Below are 26376 nucleotides of genomic sequence, written 5' to 3' on the forward strand. Positions count from 1 at the left end.
TTTAGTAAGTTACATTAAATTTGATTTTGTACAAAGATTTTAATCGAGAGATTAATAGTGTTTTTTTAGATAATTCTTTTAACATTTCGGAACATCTAACATTTAATAAATACTATAGAAGGGAGATGCAAATTTGAATCGATATGACAAATTACCAATGTCTAAGGAAGTTATGGATTCTAAAAATATTGGTCCTACATTTCCACCTCTTCCGTCTATTAATTTTCCAACCGGAGAAACCGGAGCAACCGGAGCGACAGGAGCAACCGGAGCAACCGGAGAAACCGGAGCAACCGGAGAAACCGGAGCAACCGGAGAAACCGGAGCAACCGGAGAAACCGGAGCAACCGGAGCAACCGGGGAAACAGAGGAACCGGAGGAAACGGAAGAACCGGAGCAACCGGAGAAACCGGAGAAACCGGAGAAACAGGAGCAACAGGAGCAACAGGAGCAACAGGAGCAACAGGAGCAACAGGAGCAACAGGAGCAACAGGAGCAACAGGAGCAACAGGAGCAACAGGAGCAACAGGAGCAACAGGAGAACAGGAGCAACAGGAGCAACAGGAGCAACAGGGGCAACAGGAGAAACAGGAATAACAGGAGTAACCGGCCCAACAGGGGCAACAGGAATAACCGCTCCAACGGGAATACTGGGAACAATCCCAACAACAAACCTATTATATTTTACTTTTTCAGATGGGGAAAAACTTATATATACTAATGCAGATGGTATAGCACAATACGGTACAACACAAATCTTATCACCGAGTGAAGTTTCTTATATTAATCTATTTATAAATGGAATTCTTCAACCACAACCTTTTTATGAAGTTACAGCTGGTCAGTTAACTTTATTAGATGCTGAACCACCCTCACAAGGATCTTCAATTATCCTACAATTTATTATTATCAATTAAAAAGGACAGATTTCCTATAAAGAGAAATCTGTCCTTTTTGTTCTAAATTTGGTTAGTTAAAATTAAGTGACGATAAATTCAATTGTAATTGGAATTCCACCGTCTAATACATCTCCGCCAGGAATTGTAATAGCACCAGTAGGACCTGTGGTGACACTGGAGTTCACGCTAGGTTGAATTATGCCGTTTACATAGAGGTTGTAATACGTAAAAGTCGGAAAGGCAGTTGCAGTAGTACCGGCATCGTTTAAACAAGCTGTTGCAGCAATTGCAAAAGCTGCACCTGTTCCTGTTCCAGCTCCTAGTGTAGATGTAAATCTTCTAGAAGCGATAAATGGTTGAATAATTGGCAATTAAATTTCACTCCTTTAATTATTTTTTGAACGAAGTATAGAATAACTTGTCCACTATATTGTATGAAAGTTTTTTATAATAGAAACGGCTTCATGATTATAGAAGGAACACAATATTAGTAAAGGTATCATTTTTAATTAGTTGAAAGAATGATGTTGTTACTTGTAGAATATATGCTAATGATTTATTTATGTTTTAATTTTTAAATGAAAATGTGCTTTTGGACCTAATAGATAAACGTGGAAAAATAAAATAAACTCTTAAGTTTAGGTGTTTAATCTAAGCAGTCAATTATTAAAAACATATAATTAATATGTGAGTCATGAACATAATTAAATTACGTTTTCAAGTTTGATTATAATTCATGTTTCCTATTTTAAGAGAAACATATAACTCAACTACTTTTTACAATCGCATCTTTTATAGTTCTTAGAATAGGAAAACACTCAACTATAAGAAAAGTAAGGAGGAAATAAATGTCAAATAATAATTGTTTTGGTCATAATAACTGCAATCCAATTGTTTTTTCAGCAGATTGTTGTAAAAATCCACAGTCAGTTCCTATTACTAGGGAACAATTAAGTCAATTAATTACTTTACTAAACTCATTAGTATCAGCTATTTCAGCATTTTTTGCAAATCCAAGTAATGCAAACAGATTAGCGTTACTCGATTTATTTAATCAATTTTTAATTTTCTTAAATTCCTTATTACCTTCTCCAGAAGTTAATTTTTTGAAACAATTAACTCAAAGTATTATAGTTTTATTACAATCTCCAGCACCTAATTTAGGACAATTGTCAACATTATTGCAACAATTTTATAGCGCCCTTGCACAATTCTTCTTCGCTTTAGATCTTATCCCTATATCCTGCAACTCAAATGTTGATTCTGCAACTTTACAACTTCTTTTTAATTTATTAATTCAATTAATCAATGCTACTCCAGGGGCGACAGGTCCAACAGGTCCAACAGGTCCAACAGGAGGCGGAGCGACAGGAGCAACAGGAGCAACAGGGGAGCAACAGGAGCAACAGGAGGCGGAGCGACAGGAGCAACAGGAGCAACAGGAGCAACAGAAGCAAAGGAACAGGAGCAACAGGAGCAACAGGAGCAACAGGAGCAACAGGAGCAACAGGAGCAACAGGAGACGGAGCGACAGGAGCAACAGGAGCAACAGGAGCGACAGGAGCGACAGGAGCAACAGGAGCGACAGGAGCAACAGGAGCAACTGGTGGCGGAGCTATTATTCCGTTTGCTTCAGGTACAACACCATCTGCGTTAGTTAACGCGATAATAGCTAATACAGGAACTCTTCTTGGATTTGGATTTAGTCAGCCTGGCATAGCTTTAACGGGTGGAACAAGTATCACATTAGCGTTAGGGATAGGTGATTATGCATTTGTAGCACCACGCGCAGGGACTATTACATCGTTAGCAGGTTTCTTTAGTGCAACAGCTGCATTAGCTCCATTAACACCTGTTCAAGTGCAGATACAAATATTAACTGCACCTGCAGCAAGTAATACGTTTACAGTACAGGGCGCACCTTTATTATTAGCACCAGCATTTGCCGTAATAGCGATTGGTGCTACAGCATCAGGTATCATACCTGAAGCAATTCCGGTAGCCGCTGGGGATAAAGTATTATTATATGTTTCATTAACAGCTGCTAGTCCAATAGCTGCAGTTGCTGGATTTGTAAGTGCAGGTATTAATATCGTCTAACTTGTTACAATGTTTGTTTGAAATTTAAACAGGCATTTGTATATAGCCCCACCTAATTTTATTAGGTGGGGCTATATTTTTTGTGGGAAATTAGAAATAAATCAATTGAAAAGTTACTCTTTGTTAAGTTGGTATATAAGAAAAATCAAAATTTATGATTTACACTTTATTGTTTATGGAATAAGCTATATGGTTTGAAAAATTACATATAAACAAAAAAGATGAATTCTATTAAAAACAGAATTCATCCATTAAATAAACTATATACTAGTGGGTTAAATTGTTAATCATGAGCGGTGAAATGTCATTGCTCAAATTAGTAATAAACTATTTATTTTTAGTACAGTTACATCCTTTTTTCTTTACATAGCCTTGCTCGGCTAAATCTCTTTGTGACTGGGAATCGGAAGATTGAGAGTTCGAAGATTGAGAGGATGCTGAAGAGCTACTATTTTTATTATTAGAGTAGTTTTTTCGATAGTTATAATTACTCATAGTACTATCACCTCCAATTAAATATATATATATTATATGTATGTACTCTATTAATTGTTACGATAAAAAATCTCCTCGATATTTTCCGAGGAGATAAATGGTGGTTCTATTAAAATGATACTAATTAATACCCCCAGTATAGAGGGAAGTAATAAGAATCTTGGTAATATAGATTTTGTTGTTGAGTAGGGGGCTGAGTTGACTGATTTATCATGTCGCGGTTTTGATTACAGTTTCCGGGAGGACCAATTACCGTAGTGGATTGAATTGGGGATACGGCTTGTTTCCATTGTTGTTCATTGAGGCAATAAGTATGAGCCATCATATTAGCGGGAGTTAATCTTAAAATATCAGAACCAAAAATAACTTCTGGGGTTGGGGCGTCGAATATAGCTAATAAATGAGTATTATCTGCTGAAGCAATTTCATAATGCCACCACGCTTGTGGAATGTTGGCAACTTGCCCTGGTTTTATCGGTAAGTTTAATATTTGATTCGTAAATGGATTAAGTAAAGAAACAACAGCAGATCCTGAAATACAGTAAACGAGTTCAGCTGCATTTTGATGAATATGTGGTTCTACAACATTCCCTGTACTTAAATAAATATCTAATAAAGAAGTATTTTCTAAAGTATTTAATTGTTTCATGCCAAGTACATTTATATAATTTTGGGCATCTTTCTTAAAAAAATTACTTTTACTTAAATCATGAGTGAAATTAGTTGAGGGGGAAGTGTAGTCGATATTAGAAGTCAATTGTATTACCCGCCTTTCCTATGTTTTAATGCAATCTGAAATTAGGGTATGAGTCTAGTTATTGAAATGTGAAAGTGAGGATGGTTTTAGTTCGTTAAATAATAAAGTTGCAAGTACATATGCAGTATGATTGAATTTCGATGAAATAGTATAAAATAAGTTTGGTTGCGAGAAAAAGCTCCTTTAATTACAATTAATGTAATTAAAGGAGCTTTTTTATTAGTTAATAAAAAGGGAGTGTGGGAAATGAATAATCTAATTATAAAAGAGTTAGAAGTTGAATTGAAAAATCACTTTAAACCATTTTTGAATGCACCTGCAACAATAGAAGAAATTCAATATGTCGAAAGCGAAATGGGAATTTCGTTTCCAGATGAATTACGTATGCTTTATCTCACGCATAACGGTGAAGTTAAATCGGGACCAGGATTGTTTTTTGGTTTGCCATTTCTCTCTTTAGATGAAGTTTTGAATGAGTGGAGAGTATGGAAAAGAACTGAAGAAGAGGAGTTTTTAAATTTTGATGCATTTTCAATACCAGCAAAATGTATTAAGGAAACATATGTGAATTACAAATGGATACCTATTAGTAAGGATTATGGCGGTAACAATATAGGAATAGATGTTGATCCGGATGAAAAGGGGGAAATGGGACAAGTTATTAATTTTGGACGAGATGAAGAAGTAAAATATGTAATGGCAAATAGAATTTCAGATTTTTTACTATTTATTTTACAAACGCTAAAAGATAAAAATTTCACCATTCACCAAGAGGAAGACTATTTATATTGGAGTTATGGTGCTAACAACAATATACATTTTTTAGACGCATTATTTAATATTGAATTACCTGTTTTACATCCTCAATTTATATTTCAGTCTGAAAATAATGTTAAAGATTGGTACGATAGTTTAGATGGAGAATGGAAAAACATTGTGGGTTCTTCTGAACGTGCGGATAAATTTATTAGAGAGAAGAGACTATATTTAGGTGGAAAGGGATTAGTAGATATTAGTCCATTACATATATGTACGGAAGTAAGGGAACTAATTTTATCTGGGAATGAAATTAAAGATTTAACAGGATTAGAACGAATGAATTCTTTAAAGAAGTTATATTTAGTTAATAATCCGGTGCAAGATTTAACGCCAATCATACATTTACAGCACTTACAAGAAATGAATATAAAGAATACGAGGATAAATAATCTATCGGCACTTGTAGAAATATCATCATTAAAAAAAATTAGATTTTTCACAGACTAATATTCAAGATTTTTCGTTACTATCGCAGTTTCAAAAGTTAGAATCGCTTACTGTACATATTTCAAATCGCGAGCAGCTCTATACAATTTCAAAAGTAGATACTTTAAAGCATTTGTATATTTTAGGTTTAGAGAATGTTAGTGGATTGGATTTACTTGTTTTACAAAATTTAAATGACTTAATAACAATTGAATTTGAAAATAGTACCATTGATAATTTAAATTGCTTTCAACATAATACGTCAATTCAAAATATAAAGTTGAAAGATACAAAGGTAAAGGATGGATCGGCATTAGGTAGAATGAGAGGACTAAAGGAATTAGAATTAGATGGAGCAACAATCGAAAATATTGAAATGGTTTGTTGTTCTAAGTCATTAGAAACATTTACAGGATCGTTTGAACAATTTCATATGTTAAAAGACTCATTTGATAGAAAAATAGATTTTTCAAAAATAATAGGAGAAATGAGTGAAGAAGAAAGTGAAGTTTGGTACCAGCATTTAAGTGATTAGAAAATAATATTATTATGTAAACAAGATTGTTTGTAGAAGTTGTCACTGTTACTATTTTGAAAATGTTCACCAACACTTTCTGGAATATAAATTAGTTTTAAGCCACTGTTTGACAGTTGATTCTGCAATGGAGTGGTTAGGAGAAATAAATTATGTGTAACTGAATGTCACATCCCTCCTAATTCGTTCGTCTTGTATGTAGAACGATAAGGAGGGATTTTATTATGAAAAAGTTTGATGTAGCAATTGTTGGCGGGGGGCTTGCAGGGTTAACAGCATCTATATATTTAGCGAAAGAAGGAAGGAAAGTTGTTGTATTAGAAAAATCAAGCCGTTTTGGTGGCAGAGCGATGACAATAAATAAAAATGGCATATATATGAACCTTGGAGCACACGCTTTATACCGCGGAGGAGAAGCGTTCTTAACATTTAACGAGCTTGGTATGAATCTTACGGGAGGAATGCCGTCCACGAAAGCACACGGAATATGGAAAGATGACGTATATACTATCCCAACGGATTTTCGCTCCATTTTATCAACGCCGTTACTTTCATGGTCAGCTAAAATACAATTTTCTCGCCTTATGATTCATTTAGGGAAATTGGATATAAATATGATTCCAAAAATGAGTCTTTCTGTATGGGCAGAAAAAGAAATACAGGATCCTATGGTACGAAATATGTTTTATGCGTTATGCCGAACAACGACATACACATATGCTCCTACAATGCAATTAGCATCTTCCGTACTAAAGCAAATACAGCTTTCTATGAAAGAAGGAGTACTTTATGTAGATGGTGGTTGGGAGACGATAATAACAAATTTAAGAGGAATAGCGAATACTAGTGGTGTACAATTTCTGGCTAAAAAGCATGTTTTAAAAATAGAGCATTGTGAAGGAAAACAAAGAATACATTGTTTTGACGATGAAGTATTTGAAGCAGGGGCAGTTATTGTAACAACTCCACCGAAAGAGGCATGTAAAATTATAAAAGGTACAGAAGGAACAAGTTTGCAAAAATGGAGTGAACAATCAATACAAGTGACTGTGGCAGCGTTAGATATTGGTTTGAAACGATTACCGAATCCATTGCATCATTTTGCATTGGGGTTAGACCAACCCATATTTTTTACGAATCAATCAAGAGCAGCTAAATTAAGTGAAGATGGAGCACTTGTAGTGAGTTTAATTAAGTACCATAATCCTATGCTTGAGATAAATCATTTTCATGATGATCAAGAACAGTTAGAAAATACGATGGAATTGCTACATCCTAATTGGAAAAGAGAAGTTGTTGCAAAGCAATATTTACCGAAAATAACGGTAGTACATGATTTTCCTCATATTGACCGTGTTGAAAAACCGGGCCCTAATATACCTGAAATGCCAGGTGTTTACGTTGCAGGAGATTGGGCTGGGCATGATGAAATATTAGCTGATGCTGCGGTAGCAAGCGGGAAACGTGCAGCGTTACACATTTTAAAGCAATTAGAAAGTGAGGCAGTTCATCATGGAAACGGAGCAATTATATGAAGCGTATCAACCATTATTATTTTCATTAGCATATAGAATCCTTGGGAGTGTTATGGACGCTGAAGATATCGTTCATGACGTATTTATCGCGGTAAATAATATAGAGGATGTTCAATCTATAGAAAATATGAAAGCATATTTGTGTAAAATGGCGACAAATCGTTCAATTGATACATTACGTTCGGCAGCGCATAAACGTAATGTATATGTAGGGATGTGGTTACCAGAGCCATTTGTGGAAGAGTCTGATGAGCCAGCAGAGTCATTTGTAATGAAAGAATCAATTTCTACGGCATATTTATTACTTTTACAACAATTGTCTGAGGTAGAAAGGGTTGTTTTCATATTAAGAGAGGTTTTCAGTTATGACTACGAGGAAATAGCTTCAATTGTTGATAAAAGTAGTGTGAATTGCCGGAAGATCTTTCAACGCGCACGAAAAAGTATTTTAGATAAGCCGAAGCAATCAACATTAAGTACGAAGAAAATGGCTGCCTATGTGGAAAAGTTTGTATCATCATTACAGCGTGGGGATACGCAAGGCATGTTAGAGGTATTAAAAACAGATGCGATATTTAAAGCAGATGGTGGTGGTAAAGTTACAACTGCAATTAATCCGATTTATTCTGCAGATAAAATTATACGTTTGTTCTTTGGAATTGCAAAACGATTGCCAGAAAAGTATAGTGTTGATTTCAAAATAGTAAATGGTGCACCAGGCGTTATAGTTACAATAAATAATAAAGTGACGTATGTACTTTCATTCATATTTGAGGATGAGAAAATTTCAAACATTTATATGATGGTTAATCCTGGAAAACTTATGCACTTAAATGTAACAGTATAAAAAAAGACGCATTTCTTTAGAAGTGCGTCTTTTTTTTATTTTTCTAACATTTCAAGAGGTACATCTTTTTCGCCGGCTACCTCGAATTTAATTTCCCCGTCTTCTTCATAAATGCGTTTAATAATCGGTATAGTTATCATTAGTTTTTTATGCTGTTTACGTCTTCTAGCAGCATCTAAGTTAATCACGTTCATGTGTAAGCATCCTTTCTTACAGAAATATATAAACAAAAGAAAATGCGTCCGAAAAGGGCGCTTAGTTGAATTAGAAATACCGATTCATTTAAATGGGGTTTAGATTATCTTATAATTGAAAACTGATTGTAAAATAATGTGAATTAAATAATTGCACGTAGAAATTAACTTTACCAAAAAACGAAACAATATGCTATAAAAAATTTTAATTCTTTGTCGTATAACAGGAAAAAGGTGTGCATTTCGCATATAATGAAAAGTAGACGGGCATCATGTACTTTTTCATCATATTGCTTGGAAAGGCGATGGAGAAAATGAATACTCTAGATTCATTATTATTGCAACTTGAACAATATGGAGAAGAGCATGATCGACATAAAGAAAAAAGAGAAGAAAAATTAAGAAATATTTCTCGTGAAATGGGGCAGTTTTTATCAGTATTAGTAAAGGGGTGCAATGCAAAAAAAATTTTAGAAATTGGAACTTCAAATGGCTATTCTACATTGTGGCTAGCAAATGCGGTAGAAGAAACAAATGGAAATGTTATAACTGTAGAACTTTCTTCAGAACGGGTTGGAGAGGCACTTGGAAATTTTGAAAGGGCAAATCTTACACAGAGAATCGATATTCATAATCAAGAGGCTGGGGCATTTTTAGATTCGCAAGTAGATCGTTCATTTGATTTTATTTTCCTAGATTCAGAGCGCACGCAATACATGTGGTGGTGGGAACATATAAAACGCATTTTAGAGCCAAAAGGTTTTCTTGTAATTGATAATGCAACTTCTCATGCGGGGGAATTAGCTGGATTTATAAAGATGATTGAAGAAGACGTTACGTTTGAAACCGTGTTATTAGCTTTTCAAAAGGGAGCATTTGTTGCGCGGAAGAATAATTAGAAGTGAACCTAATATAATTATCACATTGAAAGATAGTATATGTCAAAAGATAGAGCATTGTATGAATTTAAGAAGGTAACTAAATGGAATTTCAAATTAATAGTCAGTGGTGATAAGTAAGGTAAGCTGTGAAGAATCCGTCTTCAGCATGTTGTTCTCTAGGTCTTAAGTCTGAGGAAAATAATGACGAGAACAGGTATACTTATACTATGAAACAGGGAATGACTGCATAAGCAGGTATTTCTTGAAAAATCGATTTCAAGCAAGCAAAAATGTATATGAAATACGATATATTAGATGAAATATAGTGCACATAAATTCGCACATATAAATAAAGGAGCGATTTTGTTGACTGAACTCGAGAAAAAAGAACCTGTATCGATTGTGAAAGATACTAATGTAGAAGTAGTAGTGGATACAGTAATAAAAGATGCAGAGCTTGAAGAACTGAATAAAGAAGCAGATCTTTATGTACAAAAGTTAAATAGCGAGCAAAATACAGATTTATCAAAAGTATTGTCGCAGCTAGGAGACTTAGGGGATAAAGAGCAGCAGGCGGCAGGACAAACGCTATCAGCTTTAAAACGTCCTGTGACAGCGATGATGAATGGAAAGAATGAAGAAATTCCAAATACATTGTTAGAATTACGAAAAGTGGTATCAGAACTTGATCCAAACTCATTAAAAGCAACTGGTATGAAGAAACTTATGTTTAAAGTGTTTAAGAAAAATCCGCTTGAAAATTACGTGCATAAATATCAATCTATAGATAAGCAAATCGAGGAGATTATAAGATCACTTCTCATTGGCCGTGATAACTTGCAAGAGGATACGGTTGGTCTTGAAATGTTAAAAGAGCAATCACACGATAAAATTCACGCTCTTGATAAACAAGTATACTTAGGAAGAAAACTTGCTGGTATGCTTGAAGCTGAGAAACAAAATCCAGAACGTCAAAGGGATATTCCGTTAATAAATGATGCATTAGAAAAGATACTTGTGCGTACTCGTAATATGCAACAAGCGAAAAGTGTATTATTACAATCTATCGCATCTGTAGACATCATTAAGAAAAATAATGAAAAGCTATCAGAGGCAATTCGTAATGCAATTACGATGACGCAAAACGTTATAACGGTTTCAGCTGCAATTCAGCTCGCATTAACAAATCAACGTAAAACAATTGATGCTGTTAATGCAACAAATGAAGCGATTGAATCAATGGTATTAAGCAATTCACAAGCATTAAAACAAAATACAGAAGAAACAACAAAACTCCTTGAAAATCCTGCAATTAGCATGGATAAATTACGTGAATCATTCCAAAATGTATTCGCTGCTATTGAAGCATCTGAGAAATCGTCAGAACGTATTATTGAGTCTAGTAAGAAATTTGTAATTGAACTAGATACATTTAATGATGAGATGAAGCAGAAACTCATTCAGCGTCCAAGGAAATAACAGACTTTTAGAGGAGGTGAAAAAATGAGTTTCATTCAAGGAGTATTATTACTATTAGGATCATTACTTTTAATCGCATTTACTGTCGTTGTTTTAGTTGTATACTTCGGACGTAAACTTTATTTTTCATGGACGAAACCATATAAGAGAGCACAAGATTCCATTGAGAAATTATCAAACAAATCGACACCGTTTTTACAAGAGTTTACGCAACATCCACTCTTTTATCGCTGGATTCGTACGGAAGGAAAGAAAGAAAAACATACATTGAATACTCTTTTCTGTACATCAGGTCAACGTACGAGAGAACAAGTATTTTCAATGTTACCGAAAGAAAAACAGAAAAAAGTGCATGTAATGGCAAAAACAACGAAAAAGCTTACAAATGAAGATATCGATGTGGCCGCGATGAAAGTGAAAGATTTCTTGAGACAAGAATCACAGCAAACTGTAAAACCGACAGACTTATCGTTTTATAAATTGTATTTCTATGATCGATATCCAGATGCATTAAATACAATTCAAGCATATAAACGCTCGATTAATCCTTCACTACAAAGAACGGTTGATGACATTACAATTTCAGTATTAAATGCATTGCCGTACTATCAAGAGCAGCGTATGTTTGAACAACAACATAAACTTGAAACGTTTTTAATGAAAGATTTAACTGAAATGTTATCTTTAGTGGTACAATTACCACCATCACAACGTCCTGAAAAAGAAGAAGAACTAAAAATATACTTGCAAAATTTCCAAAAAGAAATGGAAGTAGTAGAGCGTGATATTCGCGACTCCATTGATCATGATTTGAATGTGAAGATGAGAGCAGCGACTGAGAAGTTTAAGAATAAATAAAAAAGGCGCCTTAAAAGCTAAGTATTTCTCAGCTTTAAGGCGTTTTTTTTGAGATTTTATTTTGCCTTAACGGTAGTAAAACTAGAAGGAATGCTTTCATTATGCAATCGATCAACTGCAGTTACCACATACGTATACGTTTCTCCAGAAATAGCCGTTTTATCTACGTAAATTTCTCCAAGTTTTGTTTTTCTTACAGTAGTAAGTAAATTCTTCGGATCTTGAATATCAACTACATTCTTTCCATTCACACGGTATATCGCATAATAAGCAGAGTCATTATCTCTATCATCAATTATGCCTAAAGCAATACCTTCTTCTCTTGGAATGGCCCCTTTTAAAGCCGGTTGTTTTGGTGGATCATGATCAAGCCAAGGCATAGATGGGATTAATGCAGGATGTTTATATATGTCTTTTGCGAGTCTATCTTTAACCCCTAGTGGATTGTTATTCATATCTTTTAAGCTAAAATGCATACTACCTTTTATTTCAGGATATAACCGGTTTAATGCAATTTGTCTTGGATATTCTTCAGGATTAGACCAAGCGGGGACAGAATTATTATTAATTTTATAGGCCGCCTGACCGATGTATAGGTGAATCGGTTTATTATTTGTTTCTTTTACCCACCAATCTACTAATATGTCATATGCAGCTGGTGTGAAACCAATATTCCAATAAATTTGTGGTGTAATGTAGTCAATATATCCTTTTTGTATCCATTCACGTGTATCGGCATAAAGGTCATCATAGTTTCTTTGACCTGCAGTTGTGTTAGAGCCAGTTGGATCGTCAGCTATATTTCGCCATACGCCGAACGGACTTATACCAAACTTTACGTATGATTTTTCTTGTTTTATAGCTGTATTTAAACCTTTTACAAGTTCATTTACATTGTCACGTCGCCAATCCTCTATATTAGTAAATCTACCGTTATTATACGTTTCGTACGTTTTTTGATCGGGGAATTGTTCACCCGCTACTTTATATGGATAAAAATAATCATCCATATGTAATGCATCAACATCGTAATTTTGTACAATTTCTAAAGCGCCTTCCGTTATAAAGTTTTTCACATCTGGAATACCAGGGTTGTAATATAGCTTCCCGCCGTAAGGTACAACCCAATCGGGATGTTGTCTTGCAGGGTGATTATTTGATAATCGATTTATATCAGTGTGATTCATCGTTATTCGGTATGGATTAATCCATGCGTGGAATTCTATATTTCTTTTATGTGCTTCTTCAATCATAAATGCGAGCGGGTCGTATCCAGGGTCTTTTCCTTGTGTACCCGTAATGTATTCAGACCAAGGACCGTAATTTGAAGGATAGAAAGCATCAGCAGTCGGTTTAATTTGTACAACGACTGCATTCATACCAGTGTTTTTTACATCGTCTAATAGTCTTATAAATTCTTGTTTCTGCTTTTCAATAGGTAAGCCAGTTTTTGAAGGCCAATCAATATTGAGAACAGATGCTAGCCATACAGCGCGTAATTCATGTTTTTTGTAAGTAGTATTTACTTCAGCATAAGTAGAGTGAGGGGAAATGAAAGAGAAAGGAGTAAACAATATGACGATACAGCACATCATTACTAAACGTTTCATAATCATTTATACGCCTCCCTATTATACGATTATTTAAAATAATATATGATGTTAGGTTGGCCCTGCAATTGAGAAAAATAAGTATTGAAACATTAATTTAATAGGAAAAAAATTTTTAGTGAAATTTACTTTCAGTATAACTAAATCGTTTCATTTCTTCATATGCTTGTTAGTAAAGTGAAACTTTCTTTCATTTGAAAGAAACAATTTATAAGTATAGGAGGATTCAATAATGAAAGTTTTATTCGTTTGTTCTGGAGGAATGTCCAGCGCAATTGTTGTAAACGCTTTAAAAAAAGAGGCGGAGAAAAAAGGTGTAAACATGGAAGTCCATGCCATTGGAACAAGTGAGATAGAGGAAGAAGTAAAGAATGGCTGGGACGTTGTAATGGTTGCACCTCAAGTAAGACATAGATTTGACTCTGTTAAAAAATTCGCAGAAGAGGAATCTATCCCGTGCGGTATCATACCGCCACAAGCATACACGCCGCTTGGCGGACCGACTTTATTAAAAACTGTAAATGATTTAATTAGTTAGGGGGAAGCGTTATGAATAAATTTGTCACGTTTCTTGATAGAAACTTATCTGGACCGATGGCAAGGCTTTCTGAACAGAGGCATTTACAAGCAATCCGTGATGGAGTTATTTCAGCGTTACCATTTATTATTGTAGGAAGTTTCTTTTTAATCGTAGCATTTCCACCATTATCGAAAGATAGTTTCATATCTGTTTGGGCATTAAAAAATCAAACAAGTATATTAATACCATATCGTTTAACGATGTTTATTATGTCTTTATATATAGCATTTGGAATAGGGTATAATTTAGCGAAAAGTTATAAGCTAGATGCTTTATCAGGAGCACAGCTTGCAGTATGTTCATTACTATTAACATTAACGCCTGAATTAATTGATAAAAAAGGGTTTATGCTTCCGATGACAAATCTCGGAGGTCATGGATTATTCGTGACAATGATTGTTTCTATTTTATCAGTTGAGATTTTAAGATTTTGTAAGACGAAAAATGTAATGATTAAAATGCCAGAACAAGTACCGCCGTCTGTTTCACGTTCGTTTGAAGCACTTATACCTGCTGCATTCGTTATTATTTTAATGAGTTTAGTAACTGTCGTTTTTAGTATTGATTTACATCATGTAGTTGATAAATTAGCGGCACCGTTAGTAAAAGCTGGTGATAGTTACTTCGGTGTAATCATTCCAGTATTTTTAATTACATTTTTTTGGTCATTCGGAATTCATGGTGTGTCGGTTGTTGGAACTGTTGCCCGGCCATTATGGGAAGTATATTTAGGGAAAAATGGTGAAGCAGTTGCTAGTGGCGCAAATCAATTACCATTCATTTCACCAGAACCATTATACCAATGGTTTATATGGATTGGTGGTTCTGGTGCGACGTTAGGACTTGTATTAGCTATGATTGTATTTGGTCGATCAAAATATTCGAAGGCATTATCAAGAACTTGTATTGTACCTGGTATTTTTAATATTAATGAACCTGTTATTTTTGGATTGCCAATTGTACTAAACCCGATATTAATTATCCCATTTATCATTACACCACTAGTAACAGCAACTATTGCATACTCAGCAACTGCGATGGGGTTTGTTACACCAACACATATAATGCCTCCATGGACATTACCAGCTCCAATTGGTGCATATTTAGCAACAGGTGGGGATTGGAGAGCGATTGTACTCGTATTTATAAACATAACAATATCATTCCTTATTTATTTACCATTCTTTAAAATGTACGACAAAAACATGCTTGAAATTGAGAAAAATGGTGATGGGGAATCTGTTAATCCGTAAGTTTAATATTTTATTTTTGAGTGATAGGCATTTTGTCTATCACTTCTTTCACATGAAGTCCAGAGAGGGTGAAATGGAATGAATATAAAATTTAGTTATAAAGGTGTATTCTTATTATTATTTGGAGTGATATGTGCGAATTTCCTTTTCGTACCTTTATTAAGAATGCTACATCTATCACAAATGCATAGTATATGGCTCGTTACAAGCATTGCGGCAAGTATTTTGCTTACAGTAGTTGTTTCTTTTATTGATGGATCGTTTGCATCAAAAGCTCAGTTATTTTATAGATTTATATTATTTTCGATCGGTTGTACGTTTGTAACTTACATGATTGTTTTTTAGTAAAGGGGAGGTCATGCATGCTATGTATATTGCAGGGATTATGTCCGGTACTTCATTAGATGGAATAGATGTAGCACTCGTTCATATAGAAGGAAGCGGTGTAGGTTCTAAAGTTGAACTCATCCATTTTACTACTGTGCCATTTAGTAATGATATGAAAAATGAGATCCAGCAGGCATTATCAATAGAAAATTCAAATGTACAACTCATATGCAGTTTAAATTTCAAACTCGGTTTATGCTTCGCCAATGCTGTAAAGGAAGTTTGTAAAGAGGCCAATTTTCCTTTGGGACAATTAGATGTAATTGGTTCTCACGGACAAACGATTTATCATCAGCCAAAGCAAGAAGGCAAGAGTATTTCTTCGACATTGCAAATTGGAGAACCAGCAGTTATAGCATATGAAACGAACACTACGGTTATCTCTAATTTTCGAACGATGGATATGGCAGCAGGGGGACAAGGTGCACCACTTGTGCCATATTCAGAGGTCATTTTGTATCGTCATCAAACTAAAAATAGATTACTACAAAATATTGGCGGAATCGGTAATGTTACAGTAATACCAAGTCATCTAAGTGATAAGAGCGTTATTGCTTTTGATACTGGCCCAGGAAATATGGTAATCGATGATGTATGTCAAAGATTATTTCAGTTGCCATATGATCAAAATGGTAGGATTGCAAAACAAGGAGTAGTTGTAGATGAAATTTTGACATATTGTATGAACCATCCATTTTTGAAAATGAATCCACCGAAATCAACTGGTAGAGAACAGTTTGGAGAAGAGTTTGGAAGTGAATTATCGAAGCGGTTTGAAAAGCATGGTAAAGAAAATCTTTTGACGACTGTCACGATGTTTACAGCAAGTTCAATTGTTCATCATTATAAGGAGTTTATTCTGCCGTATTATGAAATCGATGAAGTAATTTTAGGTGGTGGGGGCAGTTATAATCGTACACTTGTTGAAATGATACGAAATGGATTGAAGGAAGAAAAGTGCGCGATATTCATTCAAGAAGATATAGGCTATTCTTCAGAGGCGAAAGAAGCAATCGCCTTTGCGATATTAGCAAACGAAACGCATCATCGTAATCCGAGTAATGTGCCAAGCGCAACAGGTGCAAAGCAATCTGTAGTTTTAGGGAATATAACATTCCCTCCAATAAGATGATGAAAATGAGGCGAACATATGAAGTATATGATAGGAATAGACGGTGGGGGAACAAAGACAGAAGCAATTGCATTTGATAAAGACGGAAACGAACTTGTAAGAGCTACAAGTGGTTTTGGAAATATATTAATAGATTTTGAAGAAGCTCTTGTGCATATTATGGAAGCGATTGATCAATGCCGGAAAGGTGTATTAAATGGGCATTGCGTTTGTATTTGTTTAGGGTTAGCGGGTGTAAGTGGAGCAAATACAAATGAATTAACAGTACGTCTAAAAAAGAAGTACCAAACACAAATTGAAGTTTTAAATGACGCAATGCTTGCACATGCAGCTACTTTAAAAGGGAAGGATGGAATTTTAACGATTGGCGGTACAGGTGCAATTTGTATAGGAAAGAAAGACGAAGTGTACGAGTATAGCGGTGGATGGGGACATATTTTAGGGGATGAGGGAAGCGGTTATTGGATTGCGTTACAAGGTTTAAAGAGAATGGCAAATCAATTTGATCAAGGAGTTAGACTTTGTCCATTAAGCTTAAGGATTCAAGACGAGTTTCGACTTTTAACATCATCTCATATAAAAAGACTAGTATATAGTTCTTCAAAAGATAAAGTTGCAGCAATTGCACCATTAATTATAGAGGAAGCGAGGAATGGGAATGATGATGCACATAAAATTATTCTGCAAGCGGCTAAGGAATTAACGATAATTACGGTGAATATTTACAACAAGATGCAGTTTGATTTATCACCTTTAATTGCAGTTAGTGGTAGTATATTGTGTTCAGTACCTGAAATATATGCTGAATTTAAGAAATGCTGTGAGAAAAGTATGGGAGAAGTTATATTCGTATCACCATCAGAAATGGCAGTGAAAGGAACATATCATTTAATGAAGGGTGTATATTTTATAAAATAGAAGTATGAGAATTTTTGTATGATTTGTAAAAATATGATGTTAAAATATACAAAGGGATGTAAAGCAAGAAAAAGTACAATATACATAGTCATTGAATATTGTATAAGTACTCCCATGTAGAAAGTGAATGATTACATGATTAATAGTATGCAATTTTTGTATTTGGTGGCTTCTTATTTATTTGGAAACATATTGACCGCTTATATAGTAACGAAATGGAAACATAATGTTGATATTCGTGAAGAAGGAAGTGGTAATCCTGGCGCAAGAAATATGGGGCGCGTATATGGAAAAGGGTCTTTCGTCGCTACATTTTTAGGTGATGCGATCAAAGGGGCAATCGTAGTTTCTATTGCAAAATACCTTTTCGAAGATTCTACATTTGTAATGTTAGCTTTACTGGCTGTTATACTTGGACATATTTACCCAATTTTATTTAAAGGCAAGGGCGGAAAAGGCATTTCAACATTTATTGGAGGTTTAATTGCATTTGATTATTTGATAGCGCTTACTCTTATTACTGTTTTCATTATATTTTATTTAATCTTTAAAGGATTTACTAAGCCCGGACTAATTACAATCGCTTGTTTACCAGTTTGCATGATTTTGTATTCTTACTCTATTGTTACGACTATTTTAAGTGCACTTATCATTGTACTTATTTTATATGTAAATCGAGAATGAAATGAACTTTTAATAAGTGGAGTTAATCTCCACTTATAATTTTTATTAAATACATAAAGGAGATACAACATGGGGTTAATTTATAAAGTTGCTGATCAAGCTTGGGAATTTGAAAGTATACAAAAATTGAATTATAAAACATTTGTAGAAGAAATTCCGCAACATGAAGAAACGAAAGATCGTGTTCGTATAGATCGTTTCCATGAAGAAAATACATATTTAATTTGTTTAGATGACGATAAGTTAGTAGGTATGGTTGCATTGCGAGGAAAACGACCATTCTCGTTAGATTATAAAATTCCAAATCTAGATTTTTATTTGCAAGAACATGGAGAAAATGTATATGAAATTCGTTTACTTTCAGTAGAACGTGAATATCGAAATGGAAGAGCATTGTTAGGTTTAATTCGCTTTTTACATCGTTATTTGCTTCTAAATGGATATGAATTGGCACTCATTTCTGCTACAACACGTGAACTACCTTTATATGAGCAAATGGGATTCAAATCTTTCCATACGTTAGTTGGTACTGAAGAAGCAGCCTTCCAGCCAATGTATGTTACCCCAGCTATGTTTGAAGAGTCGAGTGTTGGGGGTATTATGACGAAAGAATATACGTTTTTACCTGGTCCAGTGGATATTGAAGAAAATGTTCGAAAGGCATTTTCTACTAAGCCTATTTCGCATCGTTCTAAGTCATTTCAAGTGACAATGGAAAATGTAAAAAAACGTTTACTGCAAATAACAAAAGCAAAACGTGTGCAAATAATGTTAGGAACAGGGACGTTAGCGAATGATGCCATTGCTTTACAGTTGAATTCTTTAAAAGGGAAAGGACTAGTTTTAACAAATGGGGAATTTGGAAATAGGTTAGTGGGACATGCAACACGTGCGCAATTACATTATGATACGCATAAAAAAGAAATGGCAGAGCCGTTTCTTTATACAGAATTAGAAAAAATAATGGCAACTGGAAATTATGAATGGCTTTGGTTTGTTCACCATGAAACATCAACTGGAATGTTAAATAATTTAGAAGAACTAAACATTCTTTGTAAAAAATATCAAATGAAACTATGTGTAGATTGTATAAGCTCAATTGGAGCAATACCAATAAATTTGAAGGATGTATATTTTGCAAGTGGTGTTAGCGGAAAAGCGATTAAATCATATACAGGATTATCTTTCGTTTTTCATAACCACATTGTAAAAGTAAACGAGGCAGTACCTGCTTATATGGACATTGGTATGTACGAAGAAAATGAAAGTATCCCATACTCCCATTCATGGAATTTAATTTATGCATTGCAAGAAGCATTGAAGCGACTTGAAGATGAAGAGGCATTTGAAAAAATAAAAGAGGCGTATGCTTATATTGAACAAGCTATTAATACTATGGGTTTAAAGCTTGTTTCACCTAAAGATCATGCCGCTCAAATTGTTCTTACCATTCAATTAAACGAAGGGCAGTGTTCTAAGGCAGTAGGTGATGCATTAGCATTACAAGGATATATTGTTCATTATGAATCAGCATATTTACAAAAGAATAACTGGATTCAAATAGCATGTCTGAATCACTATAAAGAACGTGATATGAAGAGGATGTTAAATTGTTTGCAGATGTGTGTGTTAAAGAAAGTTCTTTTAACGTAAATGCTTGTATATTTATTATATAATTTCTACAAGGCTATGAGTCACACTTGCTAAGTGTATAGAAGTGCATTTTTTGACAAGAGTTTAAAAGAGAGCGAAAGCTCTCTTTTAAACTTACTTAAATGAATTACCCACAGATTGGAATACCGAGAACTCTCAAAGCTAGTGCTACTTGAAGAGTAATTTCCAATCTAGCAATTTCGATGCCAGCAACTGTGAGTACTAAAAAAGGTTGGCCGTTTACGAACACAATACAACTTTCCATATATACGCCTCCTTTCTAGTGATCTACTACAGTATATGAATGAAACTGTAATACGTTATAGTTGGATTTATGAATTTTATAAAAATAATAGATTTACCCTATGTTTACGAAACAAATGGAGTTTCATAGTGTTAATAATTTAATTGTTAGACAAGGAAGCATCTATAATAAGATGCTTTTTATTATATTTACGTTTCAGCGTGACAATAAATAAAGTTAATCAATGACGAATTGAGAGGGAAATATATTGATAAATATTTGTATGAGGTAAACTAAGAAGGTTTTAGAAAAACGAAAAGGAATTTTTATACTTGTAACATAAAAATTCTAGGGGGATGTTAATATGGAAAAAACTATGATGGTAGAAACAACAAACATGATGATGTCTATGGAAAAAATGATGTGTGAAATGAAGTGTATGAAAATGATGATGAATAACATGATGCAAATGGATGTAGAAATGGATAAGGCAATGATGGTGAAAATGAATGAATGTGATGAAATGATGAAGACTACTATGTCTATGATGAAAGCGATGAAAGAGAAATGTTGTTGAAGTAGCAAAGTATAGCGTAAAATGATGATGATCTTGTAAATTTAAATTAGTAAAGAGCCTGTTTTAGTTGGTAAATTAAAATAGGCTCTTTTAACTATTGTTCAAAAATAAATTGAGTTGACAAAAAAGAACTAAAAGATTATTTTAGTTCTTTTTTCTGTATTAACACTGTTCAAATCATTTGTTTAAAAGCTATAGATGATGGTTAGGCAGTGAGAAAAGACAAGTAAGAGCCTATCTTTCTTCGTTAAATGTGTGCTGAAGTAAATAATGACTCCATTTTTACTTTGCTCTTCTCTCGAATTTCAGCATCCGCATGTCGCATAACATATTTATGCGCTACAGCGATTGCTAAAACATCATCTAATAAGCCAATCCCAATAATAGCAGCTATATCTGGAATGAAATCGATTGTTAATACGTAATAGGATAAAGCGGCTAATATAATGAGTTTCGCTTTAGTAGGTAACTCTTTCTTTTTCATTGTGTAAAATAAAATAATACTTTCATATACGCTGGATTTACCGAGGTTTACTGAGCTTTTTTTGAATTTTTTCCAAAGTGTCTGTTTCTCCATATAAACACTCCTTTTCCAAAAAATAGATTTTTTAAAAGGATGGACAAAGAAGCGAAAGAATAATCAATTTTATTGTTTTTTCTTATTGTATATTTCGATATTTATAAGCGAATACCTGTTCAAAATAAAACAATGCTTGTTAAGCGGATACGAATATGGAGATGGATGAAGAGAAAATCTGTTTTGGAAAGCAAATAAGTTTCCGATAGAGGTTTCAATGAATTATTTGCGTTCTGCAACGAAAGCAGAAAAAACTTTTGATTTCTTAATATCAGCTATCTTGACAATAATTATTAGATTGTTTATAGCGTATATGAATCCGAATACAACAATAATATTGAAAGGAATTAAGGATATAAATAATCAATCACTTACATTCATTCCAATTTTAGCTGGTTTTAATATAGCTAATTACCTCGTTCCTTATGATTCTAGTACTTGCTGGTTCATTTGCTACAAGTATTTTTGCTGATAGAACGTTTTTTATCCCTAATTTACCAAAACAACCATATCGTTTTGGCGTAGGTGTTTATGAGGGCGTAGTAGCTCATAGTACAGCGACTTCTGAAATATTCAAAAGTATGAATCTCGTACATGAAGAAACGCATTTGTTCAATATGCTGTTGATTGAGATGAAACAATCCAAATCGCTAATATAAAATACATTACATATGGCGGTGGACCTGCTGCTAATAAACGATTTGTACATGTAGAGTTATGTGAAACAGCAGACCATACAAAGCTCGAGCGTTCATATGAAAAATACGTAAAACTTTTAGCGGAAATCTTAAAAGATAACAAGTTATCTGTAGGAAAAGGATTGTGGATTCACTACGATGTGATTAAATATCTTGGCGGTACAGATCATGAAGATCAACTTGATTATTTAAAATCTCATGGGGGATCAGGAGCTCAATCCCGTGCTGATGTACAACGCGCATACAATAATTCTAGTGTGGATGTTTCTGTACCTGAAAGCCACCTAAACCAACAGAAGTACCAACAGCTGTAACCGATGGTATAGCTTATATTGAAGGCTACAACGTTAATTTACGTAAAGGACCAGACACAAGCTATTCTAAGATTCGTCAACTAAATAAATCAGAAGCTTATGTTGAATGGGGTGAAAAGCCTGGTTGGTTAAACCTTGGTGGAGAGCAATGGATTAAGAACAATCCATCCTATGTGAAGTTTAGTAAGAAAAGTACAGTAGATTCTTCTATTGTAGGAAAGCGTGTTGTTTCTAAAGTTAACATTCTACGTTTCTATGATGCTCGATCTTGGCAGGATAAAGACGTGGATGGTTTTGTAGATGTAGGTGAGGCGTTTACAATTTTTAGGAAGTTAAATATGGAAGGTTCAGTACAATTTAAGGTGCACAATAGTATAGGGAAAACATATTATATTACGATCAATGAAGTTTATGTATTTGTAACTGTATTACTACAGTATAGTACACTCATAGGAGGTAGTTATGTGTTTGATAAAAATGAAATACAAAAGATAAATGGGATACTTCAAGCTAATGCATTAAATCCAAATTTAATTGGCCCTACACTTCCCCCAATCCCACCATTTACTTTACCCACAGGTCCAACAGGAGGGACAGGCCCAACGGGAGTAACGGGTCCGTAACGGGTCCAACAGGAGTAACGGGTCCAACAGGAGTAACGGGTCCAACAGGAGGAACGGGAACAACAGGAGTAACGGGTCCAACGGGAGTAAGTGATACAAAACGAGACCAAAAGCAGTAACGGCACCAACGGGAGTAACGGGTCCAACGGGAGTAACGGGTCCAACAGGAGTAACGGGTCCAACAGGAGTAACGGGTCCAACAGGAGTAACGGGTCCAACGGGAGTAACGGGTCCAACAGGAGGAACTGAAGGTTGTCTTTGTGATTGCTGTGTTTTACCTATGCAAAGCGTTTTACAACAACTTATTGGAGAAACTGTTATTCTTGGCACTATTGCAGACACACCCAACACGCCCCCGCTTTTCTTTCTATTTACTATCACTTCTGTGAATGATTTTTTAGTTACAGTTACAGATGGCACCACAACCTTTGTGGTCAATATATCTGATGTAACAGGGGTAGGTTTTTTACCACCAGGACCACCTATTACATTACTTCCACCTACTGATGTAGGATGCGAGTGTGAATGTCGTGAACGACCAATTAGACAATTACTGGATGCGTTTATCGGATCTACAGTAAGTCTTTTAGCAAGTAATGGTTCTATTGCAGCAGATTTTAGCGTGGAACAAACAGGACTTGGGATAGTACTAGGGACATTACCTATAAATCCAACTACAACCGTTAGGTTTGCAATTTCAACTTGTAAAATTACAGCTGTGAATATAACCCCTATTATGATGTAGTCTATTTCTTTCAGAAGTATCTGTTGCTACTCGATAAGAAAAGCACAGTTTATTTGTCCACCTTGAAAACGTATTGTTTTCAAAGTGGACAATCTACGTTTCTAGGATGCTCCATCTTGGAAATATAAAGATGGAGCTGGTTCTGTAGATGCAGGGATTTATGATTGATGCAAAAGTGAGTGTCAATGGTTCGCCACAGTACAAAGCACACAGCAGTAAAGGGAAAACATACTATGTTATTGCAAATGAAGCCTATTTATTCATCTAACGCACTATACCTTCATGAGTAATTAACCATGCCACCTTACTCTTTCTATATCTTTCATTTGTAAATTTCTTACTACTATATTATTGGCGTACAATATATGGCTAAATGTATCTAAATGGTTTTCTAAACGGACAAAATTCCCAAATTGATATGGTAAGGCTATAAAAACTATAATGAAAAATAATAAATATCTCTAATGCACTATTAGGATTTTTCCATTCTATATTGCAAACCTTCTTTCTAAAAGATAAGCTCATATGCTAAATCAAAATGAAGGTTATATAATGCTTTCGTATTACATATTAAATTGTAGAACTTAGTTCCTTGATGTACATATTGGTGTAATTTATTTTGAATTGGTGAAACAATGATTTTTAACATTCCTTTAATATCTTCATTAAAGAAGTTATAGGAGGGAATAACTTGGACTCATTATTTGATGTAATAGCAAATGTTATTTTATTTTATCCTCGAAATGACATGAAATTAAAACACCATATTGCCAAATTAAGCGAATTTGAGTGGTTTCGAAAGTTACACGAAGATACAAAGTATACAAGTTTAATTTGGAGTAATAGGAAAATCAAGAAGTATATTTTGAATTCTACAAATATGGAAGCAATAATAAATTCCGAGAAAAAACAAAAAGAATTTGTTCATCTAGTACAGGATGAATATAAAAAAAGAAGATAAGAATTTTTTTATTTTTCATATTTGGCGAAACAAATGGTACAATGAAAGCTAATGTGAAAAATAAGGAAAAGAAGTGGTCTATTTGAAAAACTTTTTAGAATTAGGAATTAGTGAAACTTTTAATCATACATTACGTGAAAATGGAATTACAGAAGCAACACCGATTCAGGAGAAGGCAATTCCTGTTATTATGTCAGGTAAAGATATTATTGGGCAGGCGAAAACAGGAACGGGTAAAACGTTAGCATTCGTGTTACCGATTTTAGAAAAAATCGATCCAGAGTCTAGTGATGTTCAGGCTTTAATTGTTGCACCAACAAGGGAACTAGCACTGCAAATTACAACTGAAATTAAAAAAATGCTTGTTCAAAGAGAAGATATTAATGTACTAGCGATATATGGCGGACAAGATGTAGCACAACAATTAAGAAAATTAAAAGGTAATACACATATAGTTGTTGCGACACCAGGACGATTATTAGATCATATACGTCGTGAAACAATTGATTTAAGTAATCTTTCAACAATTGTACTAGATGAAGCGGATCAAATGCTTTATTTCGGATTCTTATATGATATTGAAGATATTTTAGATGAGACACCTGATAGTAAACAAACGATGTTATTCTCAGCAACGATGCCAAAAGATATTAAAAAATTGGCGAAACGTTATATGGAAGAGCCGCAAATGATTCAAGTACAAAGTGAAGAAGTAACGGTAGATACAATTGAGCAGCGTGTCATTGAGACGACAGATCGTGCAAAGCCAGATGCACTTCGTTTTGTTATGGATCGTGATCAGCCATTTTTGGCAGTTATTTTCTGTCGTACAAAGGTTAGAGTAAGTAAGCTGTATGATAATTTAAAAGGACTAGGTTATAATTGTGCTGAACTTCATGGTGATATACCTCAAGCGAAACGTGAAAGAGTCATGAAGAGTTTCCGCGAAGCTAAAATTCAGTACTTAATTGCGACTGATGTAGCAGCTCGTGGACTTGATGTAGATGGTGTAACGCACGTATTTAACTTTGATATCCCTGAAGATGTAGAAAGTTATATTCACCGCATTGGCCGAACAGGACGTGCAGGTGGATCAGGTCTTGCAATTACGTTCGTTGCAGCGAAAGATGAAAAACATTTAGAAGAAATTGAAAAAACGCTTGGTGCACCAATACAAAGACAAATAATCGAACAACCGATGATAAAAAATGTAGATGAAAATGGAAAACCGGTACAAAAGCCGGCTCCAAAGAAATCAGGTCAATATCGTCAAAGAGATAGCCGTGAAGGTTCAAGAAGTGGTTCAAAAGGTGGTCCAAGAAACGATTCAAGAAATAGTTCGAGAAATGATAACAATCGATCATTTAATAAGCCAAGTAATAAGAAAAGTAGTACAAAACAAGGTCAGCAAAGACGTGGCCGTTAAATAGTTATTATTCAAAAAGAGTCGCAAAGTGTTGCGGCTCTTTTAGTTTTTATACAACGAAGTCGATATAAGTACAAGGGTGATTGCATAAAAACAACCTTTGAAATTTCATTTACCGTATTAAATAATTTAAAATTCATAAAGGAAATATAAAGTAGGTTGTTGTATA

General features: G+C 34.3%; 22 protein-coding genes and 6 pseudogenes. 22 read left to right on the plus strand and 6 right to left on the minus strand.

Going from position 1 to position 26376, the window contains the following annotated elements:
* Positions 1 to 157: 157 nt before the first annotated feature.
* Positions 158 to 917, plus strand: a pseudogene (locus DN408_RS32335) (DUF4183 domain-containing protein).
* 62 nt (positions 918 to 979) lie between these two features.
* Here the strand turns inward: DN408_RS32335 and DN408_RS16675 are convergent.
* On the minus strand, positions 980 to 1270 hold the full coding sequence (locus DN408_RS16675; protein ID WP_002031992.1) for a DUF4183 domain-containing protein: 291 nt from the start codon (positions 1268 to 1270) through the stop codon (positions 980 to 982).
* Between the two features lie 477 nt (positions 1271 to 1747).
* On the opposite strand from DN408_RS16675, the pseudogene DN408_RS16680 reads away from it, so the two are divergent.
* Positions 1748 to 2999 (plus strand): annotated as a pseudogene (locus tag DN408_RS16680) (exosporium glycoprotein BclB-related protein).
* A gap of 619 nt (positions 3000 to 3618) precedes the next feature.
* Here the strand turns inward: DN408_RS16680 and DN408_RS16685 are convergent.
* The gene (locus DN408_RS16685) at positions 3619 to 4251 is read right to left on the minus strand and encodes a cupin domain-containing protein (protein ID WP_002085579.1); all 633 of its coding nucleotides are present in this window, start codon (positions 4249 to 4251) and stop codon (positions 3619 to 3621) included.
* Between the two features lie 246 nt (positions 4252 to 4497).
* Here DN408_RS16685 and DN408_RS16690 point away from each other — a divergent pair.
* From DN408_RS16690 to DN408_RS16700, 3 genes and pseudogenes are all read left to right on the plus strand, one after another.
* Positions 4498 to 6031: pseudogene (locus DN408_RS16690) on the plus strand (SMI1/KNR4 family protein).
* Between the two features lie 224 nt (positions 6032 to 6255).
* Complete coding sequence (locus DN408_RS16695) at positions 6256 to 7566, plus strand: phytoene desaturase family protein (protein WP_016126933.1); 1311 nt, start codon at positions 6256 to 6258, stop codon at positions 7564 to 7566.
* On the plus strand, positions 7544 to 8413 hold the full coding sequence (locus tag DN408_RS16700) for a sigma-70 family RNA polymerase sigma factor (protein ID WP_147740258.1): 870 nt from the start codon (positions 7544 to 7546) through the stop codon (positions 8411 to 8413). Before DN408_RS16695 ends, DN408_RS16700 begins: the two co-directional genes overlap by 23 nt.
* Before the next feature lie 35 nt (positions 8414 to 8448).
* Here DN408_RS16700 and DN408_RS31505 read toward each other — a convergent pair whose 3' ends face one another.
* Positions 8449 to 8607: a hypothetical protein gene (locus tag DN408_RS31505; protein WP_002085567.1), complete on the minus strand. Its 159-nt coding sequence runs from the start codon at positions 8605 to 8607 to the stop codon at positions 8449 to 8451.
* Positions 8608 to 8912: 305 nt separating this feature from the next.
* Here DN408_RS31505 and DN408_RS16705 point away from each other — a divergent pair, with 305 nt between their 5' ends.
* The 3 genes from DN408_RS16705 (at position 8913) to DN408_RS16715 (ending at position 11825) form a co-directional block, all read left to right on the plus strand.
* A complete protein-coding gene (locus tag DN408_RS16705; RefSeq protein ID WP_002085565.1) occupies positions 8913 to 9506 on the plus strand; it encodes an O-methyltransferase in 594 nt (197 codons plus the stop codon).
* Between the two features lie 348 nt (positions 9507 to 9854).
* Entirely contained in the window at positions 9855 to 10967 is a 1113-nt protein-coding gene (locus tag DN408_RS16710) for a toxic anion resistance protein (protein WP_078178962.1), read from the plus strand.
* Between the two features lie 24 nt (positions 10968 to 10991).
* On the plus strand, positions 10992 to 11825 hold the full coding sequence (locus DN408_RS16715; protein WP_078178961.1) for a DUF3974 domain-containing protein: 834 nt from the start codon (positions 10992 to 10994) through the stop codon (positions 11823 to 11825).
* A gap of 56 nt (positions 11826 to 11881) precedes the next feature.
* Here the strand turns inward: DN408_RS16715 and DN408_RS16720 are convergent, their stop codons facing one another.
* Entirely contained in the window at positions 11882 to 13441 is a 1560-nt protein-coding gene (locus tag DN408_RS16720) for a glycoside hydrolase family 10-like protein (protein WP_078178960.1), read from the minus strand.
* A 226-nt stretch (positions 13442 to 13667) separates the two neighbouring features.
* On the opposite strand from DN408_RS16720, the gene DN408_RS16725 reads away from it, so the two are divergent.
* The 7 genes from DN408_RS16725 (at position 13668) to DN408_RS16755 (ending at position 20042) form a co-directional block, all read left to right on the plus strand.
* A complete protein-coding gene (locus DN408_RS16725; RefSeq protein ID WP_000865895.1) occupies positions 13668 to 13973 on the plus strand; it encodes a PTS sugar transporter subunit IIB in 306 nt (101 codons plus the stop codon).
* Between the two features lie 11 nt (positions 13974 to 13984).
* On the plus strand, positions 13985 to 15268 hold the full coding sequence (locus tag DN408_RS16730; protein WP_078178766.1) for a PTS sugar transporter subunit IIC: 1284 nt from the start codon (positions 13985 to 13987) through the stop codon (positions 15266 to 15268).
* Between the two features lie 78 nt (positions 15269 to 15346).
* Positions 15347 to 15613, plus strand: coding sequence for a hypothetical protein (locus tag DN408_RS16735; RefSeq protein ID WP_016126936.1), 267 nt, complete (start codon positions 15347 to 15349; stop codon positions 15611 to 15613).
* A 22-nt stretch (positions 15614 to 15635) separates the two neighbouring features.
* Positions 15636 to 16787, plus strand: coding sequence for an anhydro-N-acetylmuramic acid kinase AnmK (gene anmK, locus DN408_RS16740; RefSeq protein ID WP_016126937.1), 1152 nt, complete (start codon positions 15636 to 15638; stop codon positions 16785 to 16787).
* 18 nt (positions 16788 to 16805) lie between these two features.
* Positions 16806 to 17705, plus strand: coding sequence for a BadF/BadG/BcrA/BcrD ATPase family protein (locus DN408_RS16745; RefSeq protein ID WP_016126938.1), 900 nt, complete (start codon positions 16806 to 16808; stop codon positions 17703 to 17705).
* Between the two features lie 135 nt (positions 17706 to 17840).
* Complete coding sequence (gene plsY / locus DN408_RS16750; RefSeq protein WP_016126939.1) at positions 17841 to 18389, plus strand: glycerol-3-phosphate 1-O-acyltransferase PlsY; 549 nt, start codon at positions 17841 to 17843, stop codon at positions 18387 to 18389.
* Positions 18390 to 18458: 69 nt separating this feature from the next.
* The gene (locus DN408_RS16755; protein ID WP_002127409.1) at positions 18459 to 20042 is read left to right on the plus strand and encodes an aminotransferase class V-fold PLP-dependent enzyme; all 1584 of its coding nucleotides are present in this window, start codon (positions 18459 to 18461) and stop codon (positions 20040 to 20042) included.
* Positions 20043 to 20169: 127 nt separating this feature from the next.
* On the opposite strand, the gene DN408_RS16760 is transcribed toward DN408_RS16755, so the two are convergent.
* On the minus strand, positions 20170 to 20307 hold the full coding sequence (locus DN408_RS16760; RefSeq protein WP_002127410.1) for a DUF3956 domain-containing protein: 138 nt from the start codon (positions 20305 to 20307) through the stop codon (positions 20170 to 20172).
* Between the two features lie 343 nt (positions 20308 to 20650).
* On the opposite strand from DN408_RS16760, the gene DN408_RS16765 reads away from it, so the two are divergent.
* Positions 20651 to 20863 (plus strand): hypothetical protein, encoded by a 213-nt coding sequence (locus DN408_RS16765; RefSeq protein ID WP_000416118.1) that lies wholly within the window; start codon positions 20651 to 20653, stop codon positions 20861 to 20863.
* Positions 20864 to 21110: 247 nt separating this feature from the next.
* Here DN408_RS16765 and DN408_RS16770 read toward each other — a convergent pair whose 3' ends face one another.
* Positions 21111 to 21440, minus strand: a complete 330-nt coding sequence (locus DN408_RS16770; RefSeq protein ID WP_002127411.1) for a YkvA family protein — start codon at positions 21438 to 21440, stop codon at positions 21111 to 21113.
* Positions 21441 to 21657: 217 nt separating this feature from the next.
* Between DN408_RS16770 and DN408_RS32500 the strand changes: the two genes are divergently transcribed.
* The 6 genes and pseudogenes from DN408_RS32500 to DN408_RS16800 all read left to right on the plus strand — a co-directional run bounded on the left by DN408_RS32500 (position 21658) and on the right by DN408_RS16800 (position 26207).
* Positions 21658 to 21912 carry a hypothetical protein gene (locus tag DN408_RS32500; protein ID WP_002127412.1) on the plus strand — a complete coding sequence of 85 codons (255 nt, stop codon included), beginning with the start codon at positions 21658 to 21660 and terminating at the stop codon, positions 21910 to 21912.
* Positions 21866 to 22874, plus strand: a pseudogene (locus DN408_RS16780) (N-acetylmuramoyl-L-alanine amidase); the annotation flags it as partial. The gene DN408_RS32500 and the pseudogene DN408_RS16780, both read left to right, overlap by 47 nt.
* Before the next feature lie 42 nt (positions 22875 to 22916).
* Positions 22917 to 23820, plus strand: a pseudogene (locus tag DN408_RS32625) (exosporium leader peptide-containing protein).
* Positions 23821 to 23886: 66 nt separating this feature from the next.
* Positions 23887 to 24088 (plus strand): annotated as a pseudogene (locus tag DN408_RS16790) (N-acetylmuramoyl-L-alanine amidase); the annotation flags it as partial.
* Between the two features lie 423 nt (positions 24089 to 24511).
* Positions 24512 to 24781 (plus strand): hypothetical protein, encoded by a 270-nt coding sequence (locus tag DN408_RS16795; RefSeq protein WP_002127415.1) that lies wholly within the window; start codon positions 24512 to 24514, stop codon positions 24779 to 24781.
* 73 nt (positions 24782 to 24854) lie between these two features.
* Positions 24855 to 26207, plus strand: a complete 1353-nt coding sequence (locus DN408_RS16800) for a DEAD/DEAH box helicase (RefSeq protein ID WP_002012917.1) — start codon at positions 24855 to 24857, stop codon at positions 26205 to 26207.
* The last annotated feature ends 169 nt before the right edge of the window (positions 26208 to 26376 follow it).

The organism is Bacillus sp. AR13-1 (assembly GCF_008042285.1).
Lineage (GTDB): Bacteria > Bacillota > Bacilli > Bacillales > Bacillaceae_G > Bacillus_A > Bacillus_A mycoides.